We start from the raw sequence: 19,993 nt of genomic DNA, 5'->3' as shown, positions 1-19,993 counted from the left end.
GGGGTAAATTAGAAATTAATCAAGGTTAAGAATTTCTCCCCCTGCTTCCCCTGCTTCCCCTGCTTCCCCAAGGGCGGGTTTAGTCAAGCTATTCGACACCAACACAACGTTATCTGTAAAACCCGCCCCTACAGCCCTACTCCCCTTGCTTTACTGAGCTTCTCCTTCAGCGGCGGCTGCCGCTGCCTGCTCTTGCTTTTGTTCCTCACTCAAGGGCATCAACACATCCAGTCTATAGCTTGTTGTCAGAGTCGGTGGAGCACCGGGAATGATTTCTTCATCTTTCTGCACAATGGGTGTCACCGTACCTTTGTCATCGACTAACAGCCCTTGCGGTGTGCTGATATCTGTCGTCAACTCTTTCACCACGACTAGGGTTTGCAGTCGCTCAATACTCCGTAAAATTGACTGGATTTCGTTAAAGCTGCCCTCCATCTCTAAATTAAAGCTTTGGCGTTTGAGTTTGCCGTCAACGGCTGCTCCCAGGGAACTATCGGTAACGATATTGCTTTCTTCATTGACTTGAACAGGTTCATAACTCGTCAATGTTCCGTCTGCGTCTTTGATAAACCGATTCACATCGAGCAGCAAGGTATTTACCGATTCTTGATCAGCAAATAAACCAGTCACCGTTTGGTTTTGCTGCTTTACCTGAGCTAATTCTTGTTCTTTCTGTTGAATCTGCTGCTGAATTTCTTCGGGATCTTGGAGTTGACCCTCTTTTTCTTGACGCTGCGTCTTCAAGCCCTGGTATTCTTGCCACACGGGCTGCACCACGTTCATGGCTAGATAAGCGGCTCCCAAAACGCCTAAGACAGCGAAGACAATTCCGGACACTTTTGGCGTGAAGGTAATCCCAAACGCCACCGGATAACTGGGTTCTTCCTCCTGCTCTTCAACGGGGATAAAATCTGGATCAGCATAAGTCATAGTTACATCACTCCGTAGTTGTCTCGGTTGGGCTTGGGCTTGGGCTTGGGCTTGGGCTTGGAGCTGCGCTAGGTGTCTCCGTTGCCTGATTTTGCTCAATCTGCTGTAAGGCTTTGATCCGAGCCACTAATCCCACCGCTCCTTTGCGGTCAATTTCGCGCAATAGCTCAGAGGCGGGGACATTTGTCAAGCTCGTTTCAACGGTATAGCCTACCACTTTGGGCAACTCGTAGGTTATCTCAGCCACCGTCTCGCCGCCTTCCTTTTCCGGTACTTCTAACTCAGCAGGGTTCTCCTCCAGTTGAGCGCTAACGATATGAGTTTCTTCCTCTTGAAAGAAGGGGGATTGCTGTAGCGTCAGCAGAAAGTTGTTTACATCATCAAATGAACGTGCTAAACCAGAAATCTCCACGTTAATTGTGGGTAAGGGGGCGCTACCCTCAGTCCCCTCCGCCGCTTGGGTTTCGGTTTCCGTTTGTTCAATCGCTTGAATTTGGACTCCGGTGGGGACGCGATCGCGAATATCCTGTAGAATGGCTGACCAAGGCTTAATTTGATTAAAGACCGTTGCCAAGGCTTCGGTTTCTTGTCTCACCGCTTGGATTTGATTATTCAGGTTATTAATTTTATTTTTTTCCGCTTGCAAGCTTTGCAGTTCGGCGTCGATTTCAGCAATTTCCTGATTTAACTTGGCATTTTGCTGAGGTAACCACAAAAAACCGACTCCGGCGACTAACGCCAGCGGCAGTAACCCGACAATCACGCCTATAATCAGCGGCGTCATTTCCCCCATTTGAATCTGTTTTTTGGCTTTGGGGGACTCAGACCCTTTATCGGGTTGGCGATATTCGGGTCTATCTTTAAGAAAATTAATATCGAGACTATACATTAGGGTTAAACCTCCCGCAATCCTAATCCTAGTACCGTTCCCAATCCGGGTCGTTGTACTGGGGGAACATCTTGCTCCATCTCTAAGGATAGTGCCGCAATCGGATCAACCTGAGTGGTAGGCAAGCTTAATCGTTGGGTGAAAAATTCATCCAGTTGTCCAATTCCGCCACCAGGTCCAGCGAGGAGGAGTTGAGCCACTTCTAGATTTTCACTCTGATTTAAATAAAAGTCGATGGAACGACGCAATTCATCGGCGAGTTCCCCTAAAACTCTCAGCAGTGCTGCCATTCCCGGATTAATGCCCGTAGCACCTGTGCGAATGCCATCTACGGGGGTGTTGGGTATCGTCATTCCCTGCAAGAGTTCCGTGTTTCTGGATGTCGGTAAATTCATGGCTCGCGACAAGGCACTCTGGAGTTGGAATGTGCCAATGGGAACGGTGCGGGAAAACTGGGGAACCCCATCGACAATAATCGCAATTTCGGTACTATCAAATTCTATATCCACTAATACCGCCGCTTCTTGGGGCGCAAACTGTCGCAGTTGCTCGCGGATGGTGCGAATCAGGGCAAAACTATTGATTTCCAGGACATCCACCTTTAACCCCACCAGTTGGAAGGTATCCAGATAGGTGTCTGTCACCTCGCGGCGTGTTGCCACCAACAAGACTTGTACTTTTTCAATCCCATCTTCGTCCATGAAGAAGCCCAGTTTTTGGTAATCTAAATCCACTTCTTCGCGCGGATAGGGTAAGTATAGACCGGCTTCATGGTTGAGAACCATATCTCGCAGTTCAGTGTCATCGAGTTCAGCTGGAATCGGAATAATCCGAATCACCGCTTCCCGCATGGGGACAGCCGTGGCGACTTGCTCGACTTTGAGTTTATGTTCATCAAGAATTTCAGTCACAAGTTCAGCTAAACTGGCGGCATCGATAATCTTCCCTCCGTCAAACAAACCTTCGGGGACTTCATGGGTGTGAAGGCTCACCAGCTTGTAGCCCTGACCTTGCTTACGCAGTTGGGCGATACTAATACGTTCTGGTGCTAATTCTATCCCGATACCCTTTTTACCCTTAGAAAATAGATCTTGGAAACGGTTAAACATAGCTCAGGTGGGGACTGGTGTCAAAATTATAAGTCTAAACTGGCTTGAGTGTTGATTATTCATCCATACTTTTGCGGCTGGATACCCCATCTTAGCGTTGGGGAGGAAGTCGCGCCGAATCATGGTTTACATGCAGGTTTTTAATGGTGCATCACCCAGGAACCTGCTTGCCCTGTTTTAGTGCCTTAAACCACTACTCGCAAGATGTCCACCTTTTAGATGAACCCAGACAGTCGTTTATGCTTAATCTCTACATACATCCCTATATACTATGATAAGCTACCTTCCCCATCTTCCTCGGCAACAGGGAACAGGAGGGAGCAGGGAATTTAAGCAATCCCCTGGGAAGTGAGAAGCTCCGGCTTCTATGAAGTAAGCCGGAGTAGTTCACTTGTATCACTGCCAGACGAAAACTTTGGCTTCGTACTCTCCCAAGTCCAATTCCAATTTGCCTTCCACCACTTCAACATCGTAGTCCCTCGTCCATTCATGCCACTTTCCTGACTCCGGAATTTGGGACACAGCGTATCCCTCCAAGAAGTGATCCGAAAAATTGGCAATGATAATTAGCTGCGATCCTTCATCATTCCAGCGAATGTATCCCAGAACTTTGGCTTCGGGATCTTCATAGAAGAAATCAATGTTGTCTCCATAGAGAGCATAATTCTCTTTCCGCAGTCGAATCAAACCTTTGTAGTAGTCCAATAACCCCTGACTTTCTTCATTTTTCAACAGAGTCCAATCCAGTTTAGATGACTCAGGCTTTAACGGTTTATATTCTCCAAACTCCTCACCCATTAAAATTAACGGGATGCCGACAGCCGTCATTAAAAGAGCCACACCGAACTTGATCCGTTTAAATGCCACTTCATCAAAGATTTCATGATCTGCCAACTCCACCATCAACCGTTCTTGATCATGGCTAGTCAGATAATTTACGAGATTAACTGCCCCCATAAAGCCTTGACGCTTACCATCAAGGGCATCCTTGAGACGCTCTACATCGAAGGTATCACCAAAGATGTGATCCTTGAGGCAGTAGGCAAAACTATCATGCCAGCAGCCATCCATCGGACCATCCACATTGGTAATACTGGGAGTTTCTGGGATGTGTTCAGCGACATTGTAAAATGGCTTATCTCCTGCCTTTTTATGGGCTTGTTCAGTAATCCAATGCATGAAATCATAATTTTCAATTTGCTTCGCCGCATCGTAGCGAATACCGTCGATATGATATTCCTCAATCCAGAATAGCACCACATCGCCAATGAATTTCCAGGCGGGTTTAATCTCTAAGTTCTCGTCATAGTGTTCATAATTAAACTCTGGTCCCCAACTAAATTCATGAGGGGGTTCATGGTGATACCAGTAATCGTGGTCAATCTGGGTTAAGGGGTGTTCGGATTCTGAATGGTTGAAAATTCCATCGACAATTACTCGAATACCACGAGAATGGCACTGATCAATTAAATGCTTCAACTCTTCGGTTTCACCATAGCTAGACTCTAAGGCAAAGAAATGGCGCACATTATAGCCCCAACTATAGTCTCCCGGATATTCCATCATCGGCATCAGCTGAATGGCATTGATCCCTAGTTCGCACAGGTAATCTATTTTCTCAACAACGTGTTTGAATTGACCGCGTGGATGGGAATCATCTTCGCCACCAGAGAAGTCTCCAATGTGCATTTCATAGATGACTAATTCGTGATTTTGAGGCAAGGGGGTGTCGTCATGCTGCCAGGTGTAGGTATCAACAATCCTTTGTCCGTCCTTAATTCTCACTACACCATTCTGGGTTTCGTCATCAATCACTCCTGTCGCGTAGGGATCGGTGACATCAACCCATTGATCGGGTTCCAAAAACCAGGATTTAGATTGCACACAAAACTTGTACTGGTAAGTGCCATCCTCAAGCTCAACTGAGGTGCGGAAATAACCATCCTCTCCTTTCTCCATCTGGATGTCTTGCCAATCTGAGAAACATCCTTTCAATACAGCGCCTTTGTTGTAAGGGGCGAATAATTTAAATTCAATTGATCTAGCCATCAAACTCTACCTTTTAATGCTTCAAATTACTGTGGTTTAGGGATTAATTTTAATTTAAGCAACTTTATTAATCCGATGCCTCTAGCTAAGGAGATACAATAGAATGGCTCTTGTTATAGAGAGACTGTCATTGATGGTGTATGGGCAGGGTTGGGAGTACGCCACCTTAAAACTGATACCAAGTTGCGTTCAAAGATAGCAGATAGAGTAGATGGGGTGAGGGGGTGAGGGGGTGAGAGGGAGAAAAAGAAAGTTCTACATTAGACTGCAATTTGGTATGAGTCCTATCTGCTCTATACGGTAAAACTGTCAACTCTGCTCTGCGCGATCGCAGACAGGTTCGATGCTCCACGGCAAGCACTGGTGATTCTGTCTAGCTGTAGTCCTGATCAAGTTCAAGGATTTAACTGTATCAATTTTTACAATGTTAGAGTTTTTGATTTTTGTTTAGATTGAAGATTGTGAGCAATCGCTAACATCTTAGATGATTATTCAGTGATTTTACGGAGATAATCCACCAGCAGAATAAGCGTCAAATTGAGATGACCTACTCAATAGCACCATACAATCCCCTTTGTCTTTTTGGGAGTCGGTATAGATACTTAGGAATAAAGACTGAGCCGATCGCTTAACAAATTTTAGTATTTTAGAGTAAACCTTCAGCGCTAAATGCCAGGTTCCTGGCGGCAAATCACCAAGTTTTCGTATAGCAGATAACAAAAAGCCGACAATTTGCTCACGGCTAGTAAAGAATTGAAAAGCAAGGCGTCTGAAACCTTACGAAGTAAGCCAATAAAGCGTAGTATGCGTTAGTAGTAGAGCAAATTATCCTGCGTAGCGTTCAATTCAACAATTATGTCGATTACCAGTTCCTTATCCGACTTTTCGATACCAGAAATTTTCCAGTTTCTAGAGAAAGGACAGAAAACTGGAGTGTTGACGCTAGGAGCATTGCCAGAAGACCCCACACCACTCAACACAATTTATTACATTTGGGTTTACCAGGGACGTATTGTGGCGGCAGCACATCAATTAGATCATCAAGGTTTAGTGAAATTGATTGCTGAACAGATGGGAGTGAGCCAGCGTGTAGTAACAAAACTTGTACAGCTATGTCCGACTGATAAACCCTTGGGGTTGAGTCTCAAACATCACGGAATCTTGTCAATCGAACATTTAAAGCAGCTTTTTCAGAATCAGGTATTGCAGCGAGTGTGTACGTTATTTGAACTCAAGGAAGGTCAGTTTAAATTTATTCCAAACGCTCCCATCCCCACCAAAGAAATGACGGGATTGAGCATCTCAGCGACAGAAGCCACATTGAGAGGGTTGCGATTACTGAAAAATTGGGATAATCTCCATGATAAACTACCTGATCCAAATTCAGGATTAGCTAGTATCATGGCGGGTAGTCCGGCTTATCGCTTGTATCCTTTAGAGGAGCAAGTATGGGAACGATCGCAAGGGACAGTTTCATTGTCTGCGATCGCTAAAGAACTAAATGTTCCCGTTGAACAAGTGCAGCATGTCGCATTTACCCTGATGACTGTAGGTTTAGTTGAGGAAGTACCTCTGTTGGCTGGTATTTTGCCCACTCAAGAAATTGAGCCTTTACCGGCTCAGTTGTCTAAAGCGTCAGAGAAACAAGGGATTACGCCATCACTTTTGCAAAACTTAGTGGGTTTCTTGCGGAGTAAAGGAGGTAATCGTCAAGAGCGAAATTGGAATTATGTTTCCACGCATTCCTCCCCCACTTCATTACCATTCCTGAAACGAGAGAAAGAAACGATTCAATGCTAATCGCTTAATTGTCCGATTGAACATCAAAGGCGGCAACGATTTGAGCGAAGTAGTTGGAATACCACAGCCAGTAGTGATGCTCAATCATGGTTAATTGCTCCAATACAGTGTCTTTTCCATATTCTTTTGCCATATTTTCTTGCAGAGCGGCAAGTGATATATTCTCTCCATGATCGACCATTTTCCAAATTGAATGAAATACGGTAACTGGACAAATTTTAACTCTCGCCAACCGATGATATTCTTCCATTGATGGGGGTTTAAATTTCCATTGAAATCCTTTAGACGGTGTTTCCACATTCAGAACAATTCCTTCCTGTCGATATAATCCCATCTGAGGATTATTCTGTTTTTCTTGCTGATCGACTAATTCCTGACCGACGTTTAAAGGATAGTCTTCACTCAAGTGAGGGGGACTAAGCGCACCAATTCATCAACGGTGGGGATATCATCAGCTTTTGCCACCTGCTTGACGAATCGCCAAGGTTGGGTAATCGTTCGACCCTCAATCATCGTATGCAAGGACAATTGCAGGGGAATATGGTACTGTGACGATACAATTGTTTATTAAGTAATCCCCATTAACGATTAAGACTCTTGCCTAGCTCCTCTGCTTATCTACTTATTGCTCATGGAAGCCGAGATCCACGTCCTCAGCGAGGACTAGAGGAATTGGCACAGTTACTCCAGAAGCAGTTAGCGAGTCAAGGTGAGGCAAGTCAAGCCTTGAGGATTCGCGTCGGAACTGCCACGTTAGAACTAGCACCTCTACCCTTACATGAACAAATTTGTCAGTTTGCGACTCAAGCGATAAGAACTGGCTACCCACCGATCCAAGCTTTGCCCTTATTTCTCTTACCGGGGGTACACGTGATGGAGGATATCCCGGAAGAAGTAGCGATCGCACAACAACGGTTAGGGGAAAAATTAACCATCAACTTGCAACCTCATATCGGAGTACATCCCCATTTAGGACAACTGCTGGTGAATCAACAGCCACCCCTAAATGCTCCGATTAAAATTCTAATCTCTCATGGCACACGTCGTCCTGGTGGTAACCAGCCAGTCGCCGCCTTAGCCAAACAATTAGGCGCTATAGATGCTTATTGGTCAATCGAACCAACCCTCAGTCAACGAGTTGCTACCTTAGCGGAAGCTGGGTATCAGCATATCGCCATTGTGCCTTACTTTCTGTTTGCTGGCGGAATTACAGACGCGATCGCGCAATCTGTCCTTGATTTACAACAGCAATACCCTCAACTCCAACTTGAGTTCGGTGAACCCCTTGGCGCAACTCCCCAGTTAGCGGAGTTAATCTTAGATTTAACCAGACAGAGGGTGTAGTCCAGTTATATCTAGGGCTACGCAGATACGCGAGGGTGAATGCCCCTGACTGGTATGCTGGTGGGCAGTACCAACCCTACGGTATATCAAGAATTTCGGCGATCGCAAAATGCTGACTGGAGCGTGCCATTGAGGTTAGGACATTCTTTACTGTTCCCTGCTAAGCAGTTCCCCTTTCCCTTTTGGGATCAGACTACACTTAAAATGACCCCAAACGGATGCTTTAGGGCGATAAGCCAGGTGCTAGGCTGCCATGATCGATCAGGTTTTCAATAATCGTTATCGTGTTGTCAGGATTTTAGGCTCAGGTGTCTCAGGATTAATTTACCTAGCCGCCGATACTCGCCATCCCGATTGCCCGGTTTGCGTAATTCGACAACTCAAGTTGCCCACAAAAAATCCTCAGGCACTTCGTAGGCTGCAATTTCTCTTGACTCATAAATCTGAAACCCTGGAACGGTTGGCACAAACTAACCAAAATCCAGAAATTGTCAACTATTTTGTCGAAAATAAAAAATTTTATCTAGTCGAAGAATTTGTTCCCGATCATCCCTTAAATACATTGAAGAAAAAATCCGGTCAACAGCCCAAGGACGATCAAGGGTTGATCCGGTTTCAAGAAATGCTAACCTTGGCAGCTAAACCCCTTGAACCCGAAGTAGAATCCCCCTTGATATCCACCTCGACCCAAACATCCATTGCTAATTCTGGCAATTGGGAAATATTTCCCGAAAAAGCATTGCCGAAATCGACGAATCAATCCAGACTGAAGCGATGGCGTTTGCCCATTTTGGTAGGAGGAATAAGTTTAGCCCTTGGGCTGGGATTAATGGGGCTGCTAAGCCAAAATCCAGACCGGGAAAAAGCGCAAGAGTTTTTTGAACAGGGAGTGGAACACCTAAAAAGTGGTAATGTGCAGGGCGCGATTGAGGCGTTTGATGAATCAATTCAGCTTAATCCTAACAACCCATTAGCTTATGGGAATCGGGGCATAGCTTACGATGATTTGGGAGCGCATCAAGCCGCTATAGAAGACTACACTAAACTTATCGAGCTTGCTCCAAGTAATACAGATGCTTACTATCAGCGAGGACTAGCCCGTTACGATTTGGAAGATTGGCAAGGTGCTGTAGAAGACTTTACCGAATTAATTCAACGAAAGTCCAATGATGATCAAGCGTACTACCATCGAGGAATCGCCAACTACCAACTGAACCAGTATAAAGCTGCGATCGCAGATCTCGATCAAGCAATTCAGCTCAATCCCCAAAATGCCCAAGCTTACGCGGCACGAGGATTAGTGCTGGGGGCGATGGGTAATAAACAAGAAGCCATGGCAGACTATACTCAAGCCATTGAGTTAAATCCCAATGATGCTAAGGCTTATTACAATCGAGGTAGAACCCGATTTCATTTGGCAGACTATAGGGGTGCTGTAGACGATTATACCCAGGCGATCGCGATTGACCCTACAGATAGTATGGCTTACACAAATCGCTGTCAGGCAAAGTTTAACCTAGGAAACTATCGAGACGCGATCGCAGATTGTACGGAGGCAATTACTCAGAATCCAAATAACCACATCGCTTACAACAATCGCTGTATTGCCTACTTAAATCTTAAAGAGTATCAAAAAGCACTCAAAGATTGCAGCCAATCAATTCGCATTGAACCCAGTTATGAGAATGCTTACATTAATCGTGGGGAAATTCGTCGTAAGTTAGGCGATAACCAAGGAGCGCTCGAAGATTACACCCAAGCCATTCGACTCAATCCCCAAAACAGCGTCGCCTACACCAATCGCGCCCGTGTCCGCCGAAAGTTTGGCGATAACTCTGGCGCTCTAGACGATTATACCGAAGCCATTCAACTTAATCCCAATAATGCCTTTGCTTACTCGGGTCGAGGATTAACCCATGCTGAACTAGGGAATACAATGGAAGCGATTAACGACTTAGAGCAAGCCTCTAAGCTACATCTCGACAACGGCAGAATTGATCAATATAATGAAGCGCAGCTCCAACTTAAGACCTTGCGCTGAATAAGTTGTCATTTGTCATTTGTCATTTGTCATTCGTCATATTAGCTTTTCGAGAAGCAAGCTACTTCATTTGCTGGACTCACATATAGGAGCTAGCTCACTTGTATTGGTGTAGATCTCTTTTACATGTAGCCAAAGTCTTCAAGGCAGAAAGGTCTAAGGAAAAAAACCTAAGTGAGAATAACACGTTGCATTCAAAGATATAACTTTCTCTCCCTGCTCCCCCAGCTTCCCCAGCTTCCCCAGCTTCCCCAGCTCCCCCTGCTCCCCCTGCTTTTCCTACGGTGTATCCAAAAAAAATTGTCACATAATTCTGATCAATGACTTGAGCATAAGCCACCATAAAACTAGACCTTGAGGTTTAATGACCATCAACCATGAGTACCAAACGCTTGCCTATTGCTATATCGGGAATCCTTGCTACTGTGACTGCGATTGGTGCTACGACTCTCCACGCGATCGCACCAATTGACTGGCTGAATCTCTGGCTAGGCTCAACCGTTGTAGTGGCTCAAGATATTGATGAACAAATTAATATCCAGGTTTATCAACAAGCCAGTCCAGCAGTGGTTTCCATTGATACGGTAGAGGGTACAGGGAGTGGCAGTATTATTAGCGCCGATGGATTAGTCCTCACCAATGCTCATGTTGTCGCAGGTTCCCCTACAGTTACAGTAACCCTAGCGGATGGCAGACGCCTGAGTGCGGATGTGGTGGCGTTTGGGGAGAATGGTTTAGATTTAGCGGTTCTCAAAATTCGCACTCCCAGCAATTTACCGACGATTTCTCTGGCTCCTCGTCCCGTACAAGTTGGACAACGGGCATTTGCTATCGGCAATCCCTTTGGCAGGTATCAAGGCACGTTTACCGTAGGGATTGTTAGCCGTATCGACCAACAACGGGGCTTAATTCAAACCGATGCCACGATTAACCCAGGAAATTCTGGCGGTCCCCTACTGAATAGTCAAGGTGAATTAATTGGGGTAAATACAGCGATTTTAGGCAGTCCTAGCGGCGGGAATCTGGGGATTGGCTTTGCGATTAGCATCGATAGAATTCGCCCGTTTCTGGCGGCTGTAGGCAATGGACGTGCGTCCCAGACGGTGCAGCAGTCCAGCCCCTCTCCGACTCACCGTCCCCCCCAACCCTTAGCCCTCAATGGTACAGTGATTCCCGGTCGGCTGGATCAGGGAAGTCATGTTTTAGCAGACGATAACAGCTTTTTTGACATCTATGCCTTTGAAGGCAGAGCGGGTCAGCAGGTGCAAATCGATATGACCAGTGGGGAAATCGATTCTTATTTAATTTTGCTTGATCCCAATGGCAATGATTTAGCCCAAGATGATGATAGTGGTGGTGGTACGAATGCCCGATTATTTGTCACTTTACCCAGCGATGGGATTTATTTGTTAATGGCAAACGCTTATGAAGCCGGACAAACCGGATCATATAATTTACGGGCGGTGGCGATTGGGGGGAATTCAGTGACGCACGATTCTCGTTGGTAGTCAGGGTATCGGGTGTCGGGTGTCGGGTGTGGGGAGATGGGGGTGTAGAGACGTAGCATGCTACGTCTCTACACTATTCTGTTCCCTGTTCCCTGCTCCCTAACAAAGGACAAATGACCAATAACTAAATCAAACCCAACCAGCCTAATAAACCTTTACCAGTAATCAACTCGATCAGCAATAAAGCCACAAATGCGATCATGGCAAACCGTCCGTTGATTTGTTCGGCGTAAGGTGTCCACCCAAAAGCGGGTTCGGGTTGGTTGGGGGTTTCTGTTGTCGATTCTTCTGGGGTGGGTGTTTGAGATGTCATGATTTTGGTAAAATTTCTTCCTCTGGTGTCTCAGATTTCAAGGTTTGGACGGATTCAATCAGCGATCGCACTTGGGCGGTGTCTTCGGAGGCGTCAAATCCTAGGGGGAATTTACCACGGGCGAGCATCCGTAATCCGAGGGGACTTAAACTGAGCATTCCTTTAATATCTCGGAAGAAGTTCGCCACCACTTGGATACCAAATTTGCGCTCATCAACCCAACCTCCTTGTTTGACCAAATCAATTAAGACTTTGCGATGGCGGATTGAGCGGCTGGCTTGCTTGTCTTTGCGAGTCAGAATTTCTTGTTTAATTTTACCGATTTGATCCATGGGGGCGACATCCATCGGGCAAACGGCGTTACACATTAAACAGCGGGTACATCCCCACACTCCCTGAGTGCCTTGATTGTAGTTTTCCAGGCGACTTTCTATGGCGGTATCGCGAGAATCGGCGACTAGACGTTGGGCTTTGGCGAGGGCGTGAGGACCAACAAATGTGGGATCAACCTCGCGAGCATTACATTCTGAATAACAAGCGCCACACATGATACAATTACCATTCTGATCCAGGCGCGATCGCTCTTGGGGACTTTGTAAAAATTCCCGTTCTGGAATGGTTCGTCCGGCTGTGCTAACGTAGGGTTCAACCGCTTCTAAGTTGTCCCAAAAGCTCCGCATATCCACGACTAAATCCTTAATCACGGGTAAATTACCCAGGGGGGCAATTGTGATTTCCGGAATCTCCGGGCGATGATGCTCAGGGAGCTGCGCCAATTCATTGCCCACATTTTCTTTACAAGCCAGTGCGGAGCGACCATTGATCCGCATCGCACAGCTACCACAGATTGTGTTGCGACAATTCTTGCGAAATGCTAAAGTTCCATCTTGCTCCCACTTAATCCGATTCAGGCACTCCAGAATTGTGTTTCCTTCCTCCACATCTAACTTGTAAGTCTCGATAGTGGGGGAGGTATTTTGAGTCTGTCGAATGATTTTAAAGGCAACTTGCATAGTGATATGCTCTCTTTGTATCTCAACACCTATATGAAAATTACCACCTTCTCAGGAGTCACAACCTACCCATTGACCATCACCCCCTCATTTCCTGATCGCCCATAAATATAGATGAGAAATATTGCCAGAAGGTACTCGCTCAACTTGTCCGTGAGCATTTAGCCGCGATATTTAGCAAACTGACTACAGTCTAAGACAATCGGCGGTCACTCAGCATTCATCCTTGGGAGTGTTGATTTTCTGTTGATAGATGCTCTCTCCCTTGTGTCTGGTCAAATTTTTCCCAGATGACCTGCCAAATCTCCAGATGGATCACTGATCTGAACATACTTCAGGTTCGATCTTTTGCCACGGAGTCCTATCTTGGTTAAAATTTTAACCTAAGAAGCGGCTTTGGCGTCTCCGGAAAATCCTTATGGCTCAAATTCCTAGAAATTTTAATAAATGATCAAAAAAATCTTGACCAAAACCAGAGATTTAACGATATATTTTTTATATAGCCAAATACACTTGGCAGCATACGACGTTTACCATCCTGAAAAATAAAGGATAGTCTGTGAAATTATGGCAGAGACCCAAGCTAATGCATTAACGGGGAAAGCCTTACTTCAAAAAGTAAAAGAGCTTTCTCACTTGCCTCGGCGAGAAACAGCAAAACGCTGTGGCTATTACTCCGAAAGTAAAACAGGTCAGACCCGCGTCAACTTAACTGATTTTTATGATGCGGTGTTAGCGGCGAAGGGTGTTCCCTTAGATCCAGAGGGAGCAAAAGATGGTCGTGGTCGGGAACCGACATATCGCGTCAGCGTCCATAAAAATGGTCAGATTGTGATTGGCTCAACCTACACTCAGGAAATGGGATTGAAGCCCGGTGATGAGTTTGAAATTAAACTGGGCTACAAGCATATCCATCTAAAACAGGTGGATCTGGATACATCTGAGGAGTCCGAAGAGGAATTGGAAGCCGCAGAGGTTTGAGGCAGTTCATGCTAAAAAGGATGGGTTATGCAAAGTATCCATCCTTGGCAGCATGAAAGTAGCAGCGTAAAAATTATAGCTCCTCACCGTTTGCCGATCTCGCTTATGGCTATGTTTGATCAGGCAGATAATCCGTGTATTATTTGGCTAATAAGCGCATCGGCGCTAGTAAAAGTCGCGGTTTTTTTTCTGGCTTGGTCTGCGTTGTGGTTGCCCTTAGCCATCGCGATCGCCACCCGACTGAAATGGCATCCTCCTAAGCCTTTGGCAGCACAGAAAAAGTTGCCATTCGTCGCTGTTCTTTACCTCATTGCCCCCCTGATTATCTGGGGGGCAACACAGATAGAAGATACATCGTTTCCCGACTATGGCTGGGACTGGACGACGCGGATTTTGATATCCTTAGTCGGGGGATTGGGCGTGGCAATTTTGAGCTTAGGAATCAGCTTTACGGGACAATGGCTAGTAGGCTGGGTGGATTGGCATGGAGAAAATTGGCAGCAATTGACCCGGATTGGACTGCCAATATGTGCAATAGGACTAGGGATTGGATTAATCGAGGAATTGGTGTTTCGCGGGTTCCTTCTGACGGAACTCCAACAGGACTATTCTCTAGCAATAGCGGCGGTAATATCCAGTCTGATTTTTGCTCTATTACATCTGATTTGGGAACAGCAACAGACGCTCCCTCAAATTCCTGGATTGTGGCTAATGGGTATGGTATTAGTTTTAGCCCGGTGTGTAAATGGGGGGAGTTTAGGCTTAGCCTGGGGACTTCATGCGGGTTGGATTTGGGGATTAACCTGTCTTCAGGAAGCCAAACTGATTTCTTATACCAGAAAAGGATCGATATGGATAACGGGAATAGGAGATAATCCCTTAGCTGGGATATCGGGTATCTTGTGTTTACTCGGTGTGGCTGCTTTCCTATGGGGGATTAGTCATTAGTCATTCGTCCTTTGTCATTCGTCATTCTCCCCCATCTTCCCCATCTCCCCCATCTTCCCCATCTCCCCCATCTTCCCCATCTCCCCCATCTTCCCTATCTTCCCCATCTCCCCCATCTCCCCCATCTTCCCTCTGCTTCCCCTGCTTCCCCTGCTTCCCCCGCTCCCCCTGCTTCCCCTCGCTCCCTCATCCCTCTTTCGCCGACCAACGTTTTTGCCAGTGTGAGGTGGGTTCGAGAGTAGAAGATTGCTGCTCAATTTGCCGCCGTTGCAGAATAATCTCAGCCTGATCCGCAAGTTGAGGATCACGATAGGGAATAGCCGCACGGGTTTGCAAATGTTGACGCGATCGCTCCGAGAAAGGGGGTAGAGTGGAAGCGTCAAAACTTGCCACAGTTCCCGGTTGTCGTCCCCCTACAGGGGGTGTCGAACCAATCTTAAATCCAGCCGTTATTAAGCCGCTACGGACAGCTGCCGCACAGGAATAGGTTGCTAGTCTACCTGTTTTGGCACAGCATTCAGCTAATTGCTGAAAAAATTCCACTGTCCATAATTGGGGACAGCGACGGGAAGAAAAGGGATCGAGAAAAATAGCATCAGCTTGGAGGTTCAACTGAGACAATTGCTGGATGCTATTTCTGGCGTCGCCGAAATAAAGTTGCGCCTGAAGCTGATCCGTTTTAACTTCTGAGGTTGTCACCAGACACTCTAGGAGTTCGGGAATCGGGTGATTCCAGCCACTGAGAAAATGATGTGCGATCGCGCTTCGCGGTACAGTCGGGTCTAATTCCAGGGCGACTAATTCAACTTGACATCTGGGATTAATCGTCCAAATCGTTTCTAGAGCCGCCGCCGTATTGTAGCCTAAGCCGTAGCAGATATCCAGCAGACGCACAACCTGCTGTTGGGCTTTTTGTTTCAGATGACAAGGTTCCACAAATTTTAACAACGCTTCCGTTTTTGCCCCTTGAGTGCTGTGGAAATATTCACCAAACGCTTCAGAAAAGAAGGTGAATGAGCCATCGGCTGTGGGTTGAGGGGTAAAGCTGGGGATGTTTGCCATGGTTCGCCTCAATGATATTTCAAGATTTTATCTTCCTCTACTCCCCCTGCTCCTTTCTTATGCAGGTGGGTTATCAGTCCTAACTGTTGTAGGGGTTGACCTATACCTCACATAGCTCACATAACTCACGTTCCTCCACTTTCCAGGGCATTTTGTACGGTTTAAATTGACTCAAACTCCCATCCAGTAGTCTTTATAGGACGTTAAGCTTTAGCTTGGCGTTGAATCCTAAGGCGGTTTAAAGCTTGTACTTCCCCCTTGACAAGGCTCACTTAAAGAGGCTATAACATAAATAACTCACAAGAATGAGCAAAAAACGAACAGGGTGTCAGCAGACGGCATAAATGAAATTTGAGGAAGAATTCGATGAGAGTCCAAATTTTAACCCTAAATAACGTTCAAATATTCGGTGATATGGCAGTTTCTGCCCTTCCTAACAGCTATCGCTCTCGACTCTCCGATATGCTCAATAATTCTCGAAATTTCATTGTGTTGACGGATGTAGAAATCCACCAACCGGGACAGCCACTCACGCAAATGTCCTCTCTGTGCATTAACAAGCCTGCGATCGCATTTTTATGTGAGGCAGAGGTGACACCCACTTCATCTCAGACTCTGGAAACTGATCCAGTTTCGGTAAGTGCATCCTGACGACTGTGACAAACTTACTCCAGCTTTTAGAGGAAATACATCATGAAAACAATAACTACTAAAATCAAACAGGCAATTTGGGCAGTTCCCTTCTGTCTCACTGTCCTCTCACCTCTTTCCGCCCACGCCTTAACCGTTGAAGAGGTTCCTAATCCTCAACAGCTAAATGGCACTTGGGTAACAGATATGGCAGATATTCTCAGTCAGGATACGGAACGCCAACTCAATCAAATGATTTCCGAGTTGGAAATTGAAAATGGCACAGAAATTGCAGTGGTGACTGTACCTGAAACGTCTCCCGCCGCCTCACCCAAAGCATTTACCACTAAATTGTTCAATCACTGGGGGATTGGCAAAGCGGATGAGGACAACGGTGTACTGTTTTTGATTTCCATAGGCGATCGCCGCGTTGAGATTGAAACCGGATACGGTATCGAACCGATTTTACCCGATGGCCAGGTAGGTCAGATTATCGAAACTAAAATTACTCCGCCTTTTAAGCAAGGTGACTTTGACACGGGTACATTAGCCGGAACCAAAGCATTAGTTGTTCAATTAGGCGATGACGTCAATACAACCGATACTATCCAAACGAATAGAAAAACGACCAACAGTACGACGGCTGTATCTTCATCTCAATTATCTAGTGAAGAAACCTTTTCTAGATGGACGTTGCAATCATTACTTCTATTTATAGGAGTACCTGTGGGCATCATTGTCCTACTCGCTGCTAATCGCAATAGTAACCGTTCTTCCAGGCGTCGTTATTCTAAGCATCGTTATTCTAGGCGTTCTTCCAATGGCGGTATCAGTAGTGGTGGTTCTAGTGGTTGCAGTTTTGGTGGCGGTGATTTATAAGATCATGTCCGGTTGAAGACTGACAAGGTTTGACTGCCGCAAGTCTAGAACAGATGCTTGCTAAATGTGTGCAACATTATTCCTCAAATTGACCTTTTGCAGACAACCAAGGAGTTAACCATGAATAAGAAACAGACAACTCAGCTTCAGGAAGTTACAGCTTTCCCCCATAACCTAATCAACATCAACAGTTTATCGGAGATTAAAACCATGAAACCTTTGGCACGTCAACTCAAACAGATGATTTGGACAGTTCCAGTTTGTCTAACCTTTTTCTCCCCTCTGGCTGCCCAAGCCCTAACCGTTGAAGAAAGCACATTCGACGAAACAAAAGCAGTCATTACTGAAACGAGTACTGTAGTCGCGAGTAATACGACATCTGCTGAAGACAGTATTTATAAGTCGTCTAACGAGGCTATTTTGGCACTACTCATACTATTAGGCATACCTGTTGGAGTGCTGATTCTAGCCCTAAATAGCGATAGCAGTTCTAGCGGTTATCGTTCTGGTAGTCGTCGTTCTTCGAGTAGTGGCTACAGTGGCTACACGGGCGGTGGCTTTAGCGGCGGTTCTAGTGGTGGCGGCGGTTGCAGCGGTGGCAGTGGCTCCAGTGGTGGCGGCGGTTGCAGCGGTGGCGGTTCCAGTGGTGGTGGCGGTTGCGGTGGTGGTTTCTAAACGGAATCAATATTGGTTCGTAGTAGGCACTTTAGTGCCAGAAGCGCTAAAGCGCTTACTACAAACTCTTACATCTAACATCATTGGTTTGTAGTGGCGCTGTCTTCGCCATCAGCGATCGCATCACTTTCTACCAACTCTTAAGTTAGTTAATCGACACTATCAAGTTGTAAAGAGATATTACAACAATCAACCTCTCGCATAAAAGCCAAGACTCAATAGCGAGTAAGAGACAGACGACGCAGATTCAAGAATTGACAGCGTTCTCACATAACCCAATCAACATCAAGTTTTTTTGGAGATTGAAATCATGAAATCTTTTGCCCCTAATTTTAAACAGATACTTTGGACAGTTCCACTTTGCCTCACAGTTTTTTCACCCCTTGCCGCACAAGCATTGACGATTAATAAGGTTACCAGTTCGCAACCAGTCAATAGCGGTTTGGCGACAGAAATAGCAGCGATTGTTAGTGAAGACACCGAAAAACAAAGCAATCCGATTACTTCCGATTTGCCGACGGCTAAAATGAATACTGGAGTCGCTAGTAATACTACGTCTTTAGAGTCCCAATCTAAGATCTATAAATCGTCTGGAGAAGCTTTACTGGCATTACTCGTACTATTAGGTGTGCCAACGGTCGTGATTTTTCTAGTCGCCAATAGTAATGGCAGTTCTTCGAGTCGTCGTTCCTCGCGTCGCCGTTCTTCGAGTAGTAGTCACACGGGAGGTGTTTATACAGGCAGTAACTACAGTGGTGGCGATTCCGGTGGTGGCGATTCCGGTGGTGGTAGTTTTGGTGGTGGTGACAGTGGCGGTGGTGGCGCTGGCGGTGATTTCTAAGCAGCCTTCCTTGAGTGCGATCGCTCCTTATTGATAATCCGAAATACCTGTGGCCTGGACTGTAGGGGCGACCCGCTTGCATTAATTAAATACTCCATTCCATTCAATTAGGTTGGGTCGCCCTCTACTCAAATTCGTTGTCATTACAACTTGAACAAAACGACATCGGAATTTGAATCAACATCCGGACTCGATACCTCTCCAGTTTTTAACCAATAGCCAGCACGTCATAGTTTATTAAAGGTTGTCACGAACAATATACAGAGTGAAAATTGTCCGACTACTTAACACCTCTACTGAGCTATATCTATTTCTTTTATTTCCCATTAATCCCGAAACTCAAACATGATTCCATATATTTTCTTAATTGGTATTCTAGGTTTAGCTTTGGTAATTCTGGCTTATAGTCGAATCTGGATTATTGCGAGTCGTCCGATATTAATCTCACCAATAGGACAACACACCCAAACAGGTGGTTCTGCTGATGGTAGAATTTATCAAAACTATACTGTCCTTTTAGAGGAGTCAGCACTGAGGTTACATCAAAGGCTTGCTTATATGGGTTGGATTGCTATGGGGTTTGCATTTACATATTGGATAGGTTGGTCTATTACAGTTGCTTCTCAACCTGAACCAACCTTACTTATACTTATACTGATAAGCTTGTCAATTATGGCGTTGGTGGTGGGAGTTAGTACTTTTCCTTTGGCAGACAGACTAACCAATAATCTGTTATCAGCCACACGAATAAAACGACAACGGCAACCGTTTTATTGCCAGCATTGTCATCAACCGCTACAAGAATTAAATGGGAATACTTTAAGATTTTATCTTAGTCACTCTGCCCAAATTTCTCAAGAAAAGGGTATTGTCAGTTTTGTGGGGTGGCGATGTCCTCAATGTCAGCCACAGTTACCGCCTCCAGGTATTAATTTATATCAAATTCGGTTAAACAAACCTGACTAAAAATGGACATATAAC

Annotated in this window: 19 protein-coding genes; 11 read left to right on the top strand and 8 right to left on the bottom strand. The window is 45.7% G+C overall.

Annotated features, from left to right (window positions below):
* Positions 1-150: 150 nt before the first annotated feature.
* The 4 genes from RID53_RS13080 to RID53_RS13065 form a co-directional block, all read right to left on the bottom strand.
* A complete protein-coding gene (locus RID53_RS13080) occupies positions 151-930 on the bottom strand; it encodes a hypothetical protein (RefSeq protein ID WP_446388507.1) in 780 nt (259 codons plus the stop codon).
* Positions 931-937: 7 nt separating this feature from the next.
* Positions 938-1,819 carry a PilN domain-containing protein gene (locus tag RID53_RS13075; RefSeq protein WP_446388506.1) on the bottom strand — a complete coding sequence of 294 codons (882 nt, stop codon included), beginning with the start codon at positions 1,817-1,819 and terminating at the stop codon, positions 938-940.
* 5 nt (positions 1,820-1,824) lie between these two features.
* On the bottom strand, positions 1,825-2,928 hold the full coding sequence (gene pilM, locus RID53_RS13070; RefSeq protein ID WP_446388505.1) for a type IV pilus assembly protein PilM: 1,104 nt from the start codon (positions 2,926-2,928) through the stop codon (positions 1,825-1,827).
* A 396-nt stretch (positions 2,929-3,324) separates the two neighbouring features.
* On the bottom strand, positions 3,325-4,977 hold the full coding sequence (locus RID53_RS13065; protein ID WP_446388504.1) for an alpha-amylase family glycosyl hydrolase: 1,653 nt from the start codon (positions 4,975-4,977) through the stop codon (positions 3,325-3,327).
* Positions 4,978-5,832: 855 nt separating this feature from the next.
* Between RID53_RS13065 and RID53_RS13060 the strand changes: the two genes are divergently transcribed.
* On the top strand, positions 5,833-6,777 hold the full coding sequence (locus RID53_RS13060; RefSeq protein WP_446388503.1) for a DUF4388 domain-containing protein: 945 nt from the start codon (positions 5,833-5,835) through the stop codon (positions 6,775-6,777).
* 4 nt (positions 6,778-6,781) lie between these two features.
* Here the strand turns inward: RID53_RS13060 and RID53_RS13055 are convergent, their stop codons facing one another.
* Positions 6,782-7,183, bottom strand: a complete 402-nt coding sequence (locus tag RID53_RS13055; RefSeq protein ID WP_446388502.1) for a hypothetical protein — start codon at positions 7,181-7,183, stop codon at positions 6,782-6,784.
* Between the two features lie 191 nt (positions 7,184-7,374).
* Between RID53_RS13055 and RID53_RS13050 the strand changes: the two genes are divergently transcribed.
* From RID53_RS13050 to RID53_RS13040, 3 genes are all read left to right on the top strand, one after another.
* Positions 7,375-8,121, top strand: a complete 747-nt coding sequence (locus RID53_RS13050) for a sirohydrochlorin chelatase (protein ID WP_446388501.1) — start codon at positions 7,375-7,377, stop codon at positions 8,119-8,121.
* 253 nt (positions 8,122-8,374) lie between these two features.
* On the top strand, positions 8,375-10,162 hold the full coding sequence (locus RID53_RS13045; RefSeq protein ID WP_446388500.1) for a tetratricopeptide repeat protein: 1,788 nt from the start codon (positions 8,375-8,377) through the stop codon (positions 10,160-10,162).
* Positions 10,163-10,539: 377 nt separating this feature from the next.
* Positions 10,540-11,670, top strand: coding sequence for a trypsin-like peptidase domain-containing protein (locus RID53_RS13040; RefSeq protein ID WP_446388499.1), 1,131 nt, complete (start codon positions 10,540-10,542; stop codon positions 11,668-11,670).
* A 124-nt stretch (positions 11,671-11,794) separates the two neighbouring features.
* Here RID53_RS13040 and RID53_RS13035 read toward each other — a convergent pair whose 3' ends face one another.
* Positions 11,795-11,983, bottom strand: coding sequence for a chlorophyll a/b-binding protein (locus tag RID53_RS13035; protein ID WP_446388498.1), 189 nt, complete (start codon positions 11,981-11,983; stop codon positions 11,795-11,797).
* Positions 11,980-12,996 carry a succinate dehydrogenase/fumarate reductase iron-sulfur subunit gene (locus RID53_RS13030; RefSeq protein ID WP_446388497.1) on the bottom strand — a complete coding sequence of 339 codons (1,017 nt, stop codon included), beginning with the start codon at positions 12,994-12,996 and terminating at the stop codon, positions 11,980-11,982. Before RID53_RS13030 ends, RID53_RS13035 begins: the two co-directional genes overlap by 4 nt.
* A 567-nt stretch (positions 12,997-13,563) precedes the next feature.
* Between RID53_RS13030 and RID53_RS13025 the strand changes: the two genes are divergently transcribed.
* Complete coding sequence (locus RID53_RS13025; RefSeq protein WP_446388496.1) at positions 13,564-13,977, top strand: AbrB family transcriptional regulator; 414 nt, start codon at positions 13,564-13,566, stop codon at positions 13,975-13,977.
* Between the two features lie 105 nt (positions 13,978-14,082).
* Complete coding sequence (locus RID53_RS13020; RefSeq protein ID WP_446388495.1) at positions 14,083-14,925, top strand: CPBP family intramembrane glutamic endopeptidase; 843 nt, start codon at positions 14,083-14,085, stop codon at positions 14,923-14,925.
* Positions 14,926-15,111: 186 nt separating this feature from the next.
* On the opposite strand, the gene RID53_RS13015 is transcribed toward RID53_RS13020, so the two are convergent.
* A complete protein-coding gene (locus RID53_RS13015) occupies positions 15,112-15,987 on the bottom strand; it encodes a tRNA (5-methylaminomethyl-2-thiouridine)(34)-methyltransferase MnmD (protein WP_446388494.1) in 876 nt (291 codons plus the stop codon).
* A 366-nt stretch (positions 15,988-16,353) separates the two neighbouring features.
* Between RID53_RS13015 and RID53_RS13010 the strand changes: the two genes are divergently transcribed.
* The 5 genes from RID53_RS13010 to RID53_RS12990 all read left to right on the top strand — a co-directional run bounded on the left by RID53_RS13010 (position 16,354) and on the right by RID53_RS12990 (position 19,978).
* Positions 16,354-16,638 (top strand): DUF6812 domain-containing protein, encoded by a 285-nt coding sequence (locus tag RID53_RS13010; RefSeq protein WP_446388493.1) that lies wholly within the window; start codon positions 16,354-16,356, stop codon positions 16,636-16,638.
* Positions 16,639-16,680: 42 nt separating this feature from the next.
* On the top strand, positions 16,681-17,496 hold the full coding sequence (locus RID53_RS13005; RefSeq protein WP_446388492.1) for a TPM domain-containing protein: 816 nt from the start codon (positions 16,681-16,683) through the stop codon (positions 17,494-17,496).
* A 120-nt stretch (positions 17,497-17,616) separates the two neighbouring features.
* Positions 17,617-18,171, top strand: coding sequence for a hypothetical protein (locus tag RID53_RS13000; RefSeq protein WP_446388491.1), 555 nt, complete (start codon positions 17,617-17,619; stop codon positions 18,169-18,171).
* 310 nt (positions 18,172-18,481) lie between these two features.
* A complete protein-coding gene (locus RID53_RS12995) occupies positions 18,482-19,012 on the top strand; it encodes a hypothetical protein (protein WP_446388490.1) in 531 nt (176 codons plus the stop codon).
* A 345-nt stretch (positions 19,013-19,357) separates the two neighbouring features.
* On the top strand, positions 19,358-19,978 hold the full coding sequence (locus RID53_RS12990) for a hypothetical protein (protein WP_446388489.1): 621 nt from the start codon (positions 19,358-19,360) through the stop codon (positions 19,976-19,978).
* Positions 19,979-19,993 lie beyond the last annotated feature (15 nt).

Origin of the sequence: Coleofasciculus sp. B1-GNL1-01 (assembly GCF_040220235.1) — a bacterium.
GTDB lineage: Bacteria > Cyanobacteriota > Cyanobacteriia > Cyanobacteriales > Coleofasciculaceae > Coleofasciculus.
This window is presented reverse-complemented; position numbering and strand designations above follow the sequence as displayed.

What these genes read in the sequence shown, in the direction of transcription:
- RID53_RS13080 (WP_446388507.1), bottom strand. Translation starts at nt 930, where the DNA reads ATGACTTATGCTGATCCAGATTTTATCCCCGTTGAAGAGCAGGAGGAA.
- RID53_RS13075 (WP_446388506.1), bottom strand. Translation starts at nt 1,819, where the DNA reads ATGTATAGTCTCGATATTAATTTTCTTAAAGATAGACCCGAATATCGC.
- pilM (WP_446388505.1), bottom strand. Translation starts at nt 2,928, where the DNA reads ATGTTTAACCGTTTCCAAGATCTATTTTCTAAGGGTAAAAAGGGTATC.
- RID53_RS13065 (WP_446388504.1), bottom strand. Translation starts at nt 4,977, where the DNA reads ATGGCTAGATCAATTGAATTTAAATTATTCGCCCCTTACAACAAAGGC.
- RID53_RS13060 (WP_446388503.1), top strand. Translation starts at nt 5,833, where the DNA reads ATGTCGATTACCAGTTCCTTATCCGACTTTTCGATACCAGAAATTTTC.
- RID53_RS13045 (WP_446388500.1), top strand. Translation starts at nt 8,375, where the DNA reads ATGATCGATCAGGTTTTCAATAATCGTTATCGTGTTGTCAGGATTTTA.
- RID53_RS13040 (WP_446388499.1), top strand. Translation starts at nt 10,540, where the DNA reads ATGAGTACCAAACGCTTGCCTATTGCTATATCGGGAATCCTTGCTACT.
- RID53_RS13035 (WP_446388498.1), bottom strand. Translation starts at nt 11,983, where the DNA reads ATGACATCTCAAACACCCACCCCAGAAGAATCGACAACAGAAACCCCC.
- RID53_RS13030 (WP_446388497.1), bottom strand. Translation starts at nt 12,996, where the DNA reads ATGCAAGTTGCCTTTAAAATCATTCGACAGACTCAAAATACCTCCCCC.
- RID53_RS13025 (WP_446388496.1), top strand. Translation starts at nt 13,564, where the DNA reads ATGGCAGAGACCCAAGCTAATGCATTAACGGGGAAAGCCTTACTTCAA.
- RID53_RS13020 (WP_446388495.1), top strand. Translation starts at nt 14,083, where the DNA reads ATGGCTATGTTTGATCAGGCAGATAATCCGTGTATTATTTGGCTAATA.
- RID53_RS13015 (WP_446388494.1), bottom strand. Translation starts at nt 15,987, where the DNA reads ATGGCAAACATCCCCAGCTTTACCCCTCAACCCACAGCCGATGGCTCA.
- RID53_RS13010 (WP_446388493.1), top strand. Translation starts at nt 16,354, where the DNA reads ATGAGAGTCCAAATTTTAACCCTAAATAACGTTCAAATATTCGGTGAT.
- RID53_RS13005 (WP_446388492.1), top strand. Translation starts at nt 16,681, where the DNA reads ATGAAAACAATAACTACTAAAATCAAACAGGCAATTTGGGCAGTTCCC.
- RID53_RS13000 (WP_446388491.1), top strand. Translation starts at nt 17,617, where the DNA reads ATGAATAAGAAACAGACAACTCAGCTTCAGGAAGTTACAGCTTTCCCC.
- RID53_RS12995 (WP_446388490.1), top strand. Translation starts at nt 18,482, where the DNA reads ATGAAATCTTTTGCCCCTAATTTTAAACAGATACTTTGGACAGTTCCA.
- RID53_RS12990 (WP_446388489.1), top strand. Translation starts at nt 19,358, where the DNA reads ATGATTCCATATATTTTCTTAATTGGTATTCTAGGTTTAGCTTTGGTA.